The sequence below is a fragment of the Streptomyces sp. NPDC046821 genome, assembly GCF_040645335.1.
Classification (GTDB): Bacteria; Actinomycetota; Actinomycetes; order Streptomycetales; family Streptomycetaceae; genus Streptomyces.
The window spans coordinates 111279-117550 of sequence record NZ_JBEYYB010000018.1; the positions used below are offsets into that span (position 1 = coordinate 111279).

Genomic DNA, 6272 nt, shown 5'->3' on the forward strand with positions numbered 1-6272 from the left:
TTCACCTGTTGGCGCGGCCTTACGATGGGGGGCATGACTGCTTCGACTGGCTCCCGCCGTGTCCTGCTCGCCGCCCCCCGGGGCTACTGCGCCGGTGTGGACCGTGCCGTGATCGCCGTCGAGAAGGCGCTCGAGCAGTACGGTGCCCCGATCTACGTCCGCCACGAGATCGTGCACAACAAGTACGTCGTACAGACCCTGGAGCGGAAGGGCGCCATCTTCGTCGAACAGACACAGGAGGTCCCCGAGGGCTCCATCGTCATGTTCTCGGCGCACGGGGTCGCGCCCGTCGTCCACGACGAGGCCGCCGCCGGCAAGCTCGCCACCATCGACGCGACCTGCCCGCTGGTCACCAAGGTCCACAAGGAAGCCGTGCGCTTCGCGAACGAGGACTTCGACATCCTCCTCATCGGCCACGAGGGCCACGAGGAGGTCATCGGCACCTCGGGCGAGGCCCCTGACCACATCACGCTGGTCGACGGCCCCGAGGACGTCGCCAAGGTCGAGGTCCGCGACCCGTCCAGGGTCGTCTGGCTCTCCCAGACCACGCTCTCCGTGGACGAGACCATGGAGACGGTCGACGCCCTCAAGGAGAAGTTCCCGCAGCTCATCTCGCCCCCGAGCGACGACATCTGCTACGCCACGCAGAACCGTCAGCTCGCCGTGAAGCAGATGGGCGCCGAAGCTGACCTCGTCATCGTCGTCGGCTCCCGCAACTCCTCGAACTCCAAGCGTCTCGTCGAGGTCGCGAAGCTGGCCGGCTCCCGTGCCGCGTACCTCGTCGACTTCGCGTCGGAGATCGAAGAGGCCTGGATGGAGGGCGTGACCACGGTCGGCGTCACCTCCGGCGCGTCCGTCCCCGAGGTTCTCGTCGAGGAAGTCCTCGAGTGGCTGTCGCAGCGCGGTTACGCGGACGTGGAGATCGTCAAGGCGGCCGAGGAGTCGATCACGTTCTCGCTGCCGAAGGAGCTGCGCCGCGACCTGCGCGCGGAGGCTGCCGCCCTGGTGGGTGACGAGTCCTCCGCTGCCGAGGGGGACGGCTCCGCCGAGTGACCCGGCGCGCGTAAGGCAGCTGTCTCATCCGTCGAGGAGTGGCGTCCGGCCGCTCGTCGTACGGTGGTGCCCATGCAGATCTTCGGTGTGGACATCGGCGGATCAGGGATCAAGGGCGCGCCCGTCGACCTCGACCGCGGAGACCTGGCACAGGAGCGGTGCAAGGTCCTGACCCCGCATCCGGCCACGCCCGACGCCGTGGCCGACGGGGTGCGCCAGGTCGTGGAGCATTTCGACAAGAGGCCCGAACGCCTCGGCGTCACGTTCCCCGGCGTCGTGACCGGCGGCTCCACGATCCGTACGGCGGCCAATGTCGACAAGTCGTGGATCGACGTCGACGCGCGGGCCCTGCTGACGGAGCAACTCGACGGTCTCCCCGTGACGATCCTCAACGACGCGGACGCGGCGGGCGTCGCCGAGATGCACTTCGGCGCGGGCCGCGGCCGCGAGGGGACCGTCCTGCTCCTCACCTTCGGTACGGGCATCGGCAGCGCCCTTTTCATCGACGGAAAGCTCGTCCCGAACACCGAGCTGGGTCATCTGGAGCTGAACGGGCACGACGCCGAGAAGCACGCCTCGACGAAGGCGAAGGAAGACCACGAACTGAGCTGGGAGCACTGGGCGCGCCGGGTGAAGAAGTATCTGGCGCACGTCGAGATGCTGTTCTCGCCCGAACTGTTCATCATCGGCGGCGGCGTCAGCCGCAAGGCCGACAAGTTCCTGCCGCTGATCACGGGCATCAAGGCGGAGATCGTCCCGGCGCAGCTCCAGAACAACGCGGGGATCGTGGGCGCGGCGATGGCGGCGGCGGAGTCGCGCTAGCGGTTCGGGTTACGCCGGGCTTCTTCGGTTACGCGGTGCGGCGCCGGGGGTGAGGCGCGGACGTGGCCATGCCCGCGGGAGACCCGGCGCGCGCCTGCGCCAGGGACCGCTTGCGTGCCGCGCGCCGCGCGATGTGGCGGACGCCACGGACGGTCACGATGATCCCGGCGACGAGCGTGCCGCCGTACAGCCAGCCCGCGTGCATGGCGAGCGCCGTGAACAGGCCCATGATCTGCCCGCCGAGCCCGCCCGCCCCGTCGGTCACGGGCAGGATCCCGACGGCGAAGGCGATCGGTACGGCGACGGGCGCGGCCACCAGGTCGGCGGGCCGCACCCAGCGTGCCGTGAGCGCGCTGACCAGCAGGAACAGCACCCCGTACACGGCGATCGAGCCGTCGAACAGCAGCGCGTCGAGGAACGCGAGCACGAGCATCGCGGCGACGCAGAACAGCCCGCTGCCGAGGCCGGTGAGGCGCGGATCGGGGAAGCGGCGCAGGGCGAGGACCAGCGGCGACGTGGGACGAGGCCCCTGGTCGCCGCGCTTGCCGGACGCGCGGTAGACGGTGCCGGAGCCGGAACCGGATCCGGAACGGTGTTCCGCGCCGTGCTCGGCGTCGCCCTCGGGCCCCGCGCCGCCGCGTTGCGCCTGGGGCGGGAGCGGCGGTGTGCGGCGGGGCCGGTTCTGCGAGGGGCGCGGCGGCGTACGGCGGGGTTGGTCCACCCCACCAACTTAGGTCGGGTTATGTGCGGAATCGGTCGCGGGACACGCGGTTTGGCAGACCTTGCCCAAGCGTTCGATACGTCGCCCGGTGGGTGTCCCGGCACGCCGTAGACTGGGGTGCCCTCCATCCTCACGTACGGGAAGTCGCAACGTGTCGCTCACGATCGGAATCGTCGGTCTGCCGAATGTCGGCAAGTCGACCCTGTTCAACGCCCTGACCAAGAACGACGTGCTGGCGGCCAACTACCCGTTCGCCACGATCGAGCCGAACGTGGGCGTCGTCGGTGTCCCCGACACCCGCCTGGCGAAGCTCGCCGAGGTCTTCGGCTCCCAGAAGATCCTTCCGGCGACGGTCGACTTCGTCGACATCGCCGGCATCGTGCGCGGCGCCTCCGAGGGTGAGGGCCTGGGCAACAAGTTCCTCGCGAACATCCGCGAGTCGGACGCGATCTGCCAGGTCATCCGTGCCTTCAAGGACGAGAACGTCGTGCACGTCGACGGCAAGGTCTCGCCCAAGGACGACATCGAGACGATCAACACCGAGCTGATCCTCGCCGACCTCCAGACCATCGAGAAGGTCCTGCCGCGCCTCCAGAAGGAGTCGCGCATCAAGAAGGACGTGGCCCCGAAGGTGGCGGCGGTCGAGGCGGCCAAGGAGATCCTGGAGAAGGGCGACACGCTCTTCTCGGCGGGCATCGTCCAGGGCTCGGGCAACGAGGAGCTCCTGCACGACCTGCACCTCCTCACCACCAAGCCGTTCCTCTACGTCTTCAACGTCGACGAGGACGAGCTGACCGACGACGCCTTCAAGGCCGAGCAGAGCGCCCTGGTCGCCCCGGCCGAGGCGATCTTCCTCAACGCCAAGCTCGAGGCGGACCTCGCCGAGCTCGACGAGGAGGACGCCATGGAGCTCCTCCAGTCCGTCGGCGCCGAGGAGCCGGGCCTCGCCACCCTCGCGCGCGTGGGCTTCAACACCCTCGGCCTGCAGACCTACCTCACGGCCGGCCCCAAGGAATCCCGCGCCTGGACCATCAAGAAGGGCGCCACCGCCCCCGAAGCCGCCGGAGTCATCCACACCGACTTCCAGAAGGGCTTCATCAAGGCGGAAGTCATCTCCTTCGCCGACCTGGTGGAAACGGGCTCGGTAGCCGAGGCCCGAGCCAAGGGCAAGGCCCGCATGGAGGGCAAGGAGTATGTGATGCAGGACGGGGATGTGGTGGAGTTCCGCTTCAACGTGTAGCGGCTGACGTATCGCCACGTCGCTGATCTGGCAAACGTGCAGGTCAGAGAGGGTCCGACTCTTCGGGGTCGGGCCCTTGGTTTTTCCCGTGCTGGGATGGTGCTGGGGTGGGGTGCCCGTGCTGGGGTTCGTGCGGGCCAGGCGCTGGCCGAGTGTGAAGGTAGTGCGGACGTGGCACTTTTCCTACTCGTTTGACACAATCGGGGGCATGGCTGAGACGACGTACAGCATCGGGGAAGGCCCGGCGACGCGGGTGAGCCTGTCGCTGCCGGAGGGGACCGCGGAGGCGATCCGGGCGCGGGTGGGGAAGCGGGAGTTCTCCGCGTTCATCGCCGAGGCGGTCGAGCGTGAGCTGCGCGGGCAGGTCATGGACGAGTACCTGGCGGACTACGAGAGCCGCAAGGGGCCGGTCTCCGAGCCAGCTCGTCAGCGGGCGCGGCAGGTCTTCGACGAGGTGTTCGCCGAGGAGGCCGAGTGGCCCGCCGCAGGCTGAGTCACGAGGGGACGCTGGTCCTCGACAGTGAGGGACTCTCGAAGCTGCTCGCCGATGACGAGCAGGTGGTGGCTCTGATTGCTGAGGCGCGCTCGCGCGGCATGGAGGTCGTGATCTGTGCGCTCACCATCATCGAAGCCGTCCACGCCCGTACGAACAAGTCCCGCCTGAACTGGGTGCTTTCCGGGCTGCGGGTCGTCCCGGTCAGTGACGAGGAGGCGAGGGCGGCCTCGAAGTTGCTGATGAATGCCGGGTTGCATGGACACAAGTACGCGATCGATGCGGCGGTCGCCGAGGCCGCGCTGCGACAGCATCGCCCCGTGGTCATGCTGACTTCCGATATTGACGACATGGCCAAGCTGTGCGGCGAGCGGGTCCGGCTCGTGGCGGTGTGATTTCCTCTGGTCCGCTTTCTGCCTTTCGACGGTTGGCCAGTGAGCGGCGGTGGCGTAGGGGCTCCGGTGGCCGAGGGGGAAGGGCTTGACCAAGCCCGATGGCGGTCCATGGACAGCCGACACCTTCAAGATCAAGTCGTGGTCGTGTGAGACCCCGCGCGGCGCCGATCCCACCTGCGAATTCTCCTGACCGCTCGCCGCCCGGCGGGGACCGGTTCAGGCGAAGGGCGGATCCGGCCGGGCTTCAGCCGGCACTTCGAAGTCCGTGTCCGGGAGTTCGACATCCAGTACCAGCTCGGTGAACCGCTGCCGCGCCCCGGACACGGACCAACTACGTACAACGCCACTGGCGCTGTCGACGTCCGCTTCCAGCGGCTCTGTGCTCTCGCCGGGAAACGGATCGAACCGGACCGACACGAGCCCGGTGTCCGCTTCTGCGTCAAGCAGTTCTCCTGGCTGGTAGTCATCCCCGTTCCCTCCCCACAAAGGGGCCGTACTCGGGAAGAGCATCATCCGCAGGCCGCTGCTGTGGTGATCCCGGTCGGGCGGCACCCACAGCCAGCCGTCGCTGCCGCGCGACGCGGAGCGTGTCCCGTCCGACACCAGACGCAGGACTCCGTCCTCCTCGATCCGCCATCGGCCCGGCTCCCGATAGGCGAATCGCCGCTGCCGGCTCCAGCGGCGGTCCGATTCCTGACACCACACCCCCCCCTCGCACTGTGCGGAGAAGCGGCGCGCATCAACGCGCACACTCGATGATCGCGGCGCGGTCGCGTGCGGCGTAGGCGCACGTCAGGTCGCGCCCGCCATGCGGCGTTGTTGATCCGGGGGTCGGTGAGGGTTCCCGGAAGTCCTTCATCGCATCTCTGTGCTCGATGCAACTCTGTGCTCGATCGGTCGACGGCGTCGGCCGGGGTGCGGGGGTGAGGTACGGCGGAGGCACTCACCAGGTCGAGGCGCTTGTTCATATCCAAGCGGAAGGTGCCGTACGGGTTGACGTTGGACCAGAACAGCGCAGTCAGGCCGCGTCGGTCTTCGTCGCTCAGCTTCTTCGCCCAAGCCGGTTCGGCCAGGACCTGCTGAAGCAGCAGCGTGTTGACGTGCACGAGCGCGGACTGAAGCAGGTGCAGCGCGAGCATCGAGGTCTCGGCGTGTTCTTTGGCGGGGCCGGTCAGGGCGCCGCCCTTGCCGTAGTGCAGCACGGCGTTCGCGCTGTTCCAGTTCTCCACGACCTGGAGCCCGGCGTGAATCTCCCGACGCAGGTCGGGGCTGGCCAGGTAGTCACGACGCCCAGGACAGGGAAACGGGACCCGTCCAACTACCCGCGACCTACCTTGCGGCTGGCGTCTGAGCCAGGACGCCAGGGCCGTCATGGCGTGAGCCGGCGGCTGACCTGGCTTGCGGATCGCGGCGCCGGGATCAGTCAGCGATCCGGAAGCGCCCCATCGCGATTTTGATGAGTTCGTCGGCGATCTCCTCGGCGGTCGCGTCGACCCAGCCGACAACCCAGTCGTGCATCAGGCCGTTGACGGCTCCGATGAAGGCGGC

Annotated in this window: 7 protein-coding genes and 2 pseudogenes; 5 read left to right on the top strand and 4 right to left on the bottom strand. The window is 68.5% G+C overall.

Going from position 1 to position 6272, the window contains the following annotated elements; translation table 11 throughout:
• Positions 1-24: 24 nt before the first annotated feature.
• Positions 25-1053 (top strand): 4-hydroxy-3-methylbut-2-enyl diphosphate reductase, encoded by a 1029-nt coding sequence (locus ABZ893_RS31825; RefSeq protein ID WP_361410888.1) that lies wholly within the window; start codon positions 25-27, stop codon positions 1051-1053.
• A gap of 72 nt (positions 1054-1125) precedes the next feature.
• Entirely contained in the window at positions 1126-1875 is a 750-nt protein-coding gene (gene ppgK, locus ABZ893_RS31830) for a polyphosphate--glucose phosphotransferase (RefSeq protein WP_361410891.1), read from the top strand.
• A 28-nt stretch (positions 1876-1903) separates the two neighbouring features.
• Here ppgK and ABZ893_RS31835 read toward each other — a convergent pair whose 3' ends face one another.
• A complete protein-coding gene (locus ABZ893_RS31835; RefSeq protein WP_361410894.1) occupies positions 1904-2596 on the bottom strand; it encodes a DUF6542 domain-containing protein in 693 nt (230 codons plus the stop codon).
• A 151-nt stretch (positions 2597-2747) separates the two neighbouring features.
• On the opposite strand from ABZ893_RS31835, the gene ychF reads away from it, so the two are divergent.
• From ychF to ABZ893_RS31850, 3 genes are all read left to right on the top strand, one after another.
• Positions 2748-3836: a redox-regulated ATPase YchF gene (gene ychF / locus ABZ893_RS31840; RefSeq protein WP_361410897.1), complete on the top strand. Its 1089-nt coding sequence runs from the start codon at positions 2748-2750 to the stop codon at positions 3834-3836.
• Positions 3837-4044: 208 nt separating this feature from the next.
• Positions 4045-4329, top strand: coding sequence for a hypothetical protein (locus tag ABZ893_RS31845; RefSeq protein ID WP_359368215.1), 285 nt, complete (start codon positions 4045-4047; stop codon positions 4327-4329).
• A complete protein-coding gene (locus ABZ893_RS31850) occupies positions 4311-4724 on the top strand; it encodes a DNA-binding protein (protein ID WP_361410900.1) in 414 nt (137 codons plus the stop codon). The genes ABZ893_RS31845 and ABZ893_RS31850 overlap by 19 nt, the downstream gene beginning before the upstream one ends.
• Before the next feature lie 216 nt (positions 4725-4940).
• On the opposite strand, the gene ABZ893_RS31855 is transcribed toward ABZ893_RS31850, so the two are convergent.
• The 3 genes and pseudogenes from ABZ893_RS31855 to ABZ893_RS31865 form a co-directional block, all read right to left on the bottom strand.
• Complete coding sequence (locus tag ABZ893_RS31855) at positions 4941-5474, bottom strand: hypothetical protein (protein WP_361410922.1); 534 nt, start codon at positions 5472-5474, stop codon at positions 4941-4943.
• A 239-nt stretch (positions 5475-5713) separates the two neighbouring features.
• Positions 5714-6097, bottom strand: a pseudogene (locus ABZ893_RS31860) (Tn3 family transposase); the annotation flags it as partial.
• 46 nt (positions 6098-6143) lie between these two features.
• Positions 6144-6272: pseudogene (locus ABZ893_RS31865) on the bottom strand (TetR/AcrR family transcriptional regulator); the annotation flags it as partial.

Excerpts from the sequence above, each read along its gene's own strand:
- ABZ893_RS31825 (WP_361410888.1), top strand. The coding sequence starts at position 25 with ATGGGGGGCATGACTGCTTCGACTGGCTCCCGCCGTGTCCTGCTCGCC.
- ppgK (WP_361410891.1), top strand. The coding sequence starts at position 1,126 with ATGCAGATCTTCGGTGTGGACATCGGCGGATCAGGGATCAAGGGCGCG.
- ABZ893_RS31845 (WP_359368215.1), top strand. The coding sequence starts at position 4,045 with ATGGCTGAGACGACGTACAGCATCGGGGAAGGCCCGGCGACGCGGGTG.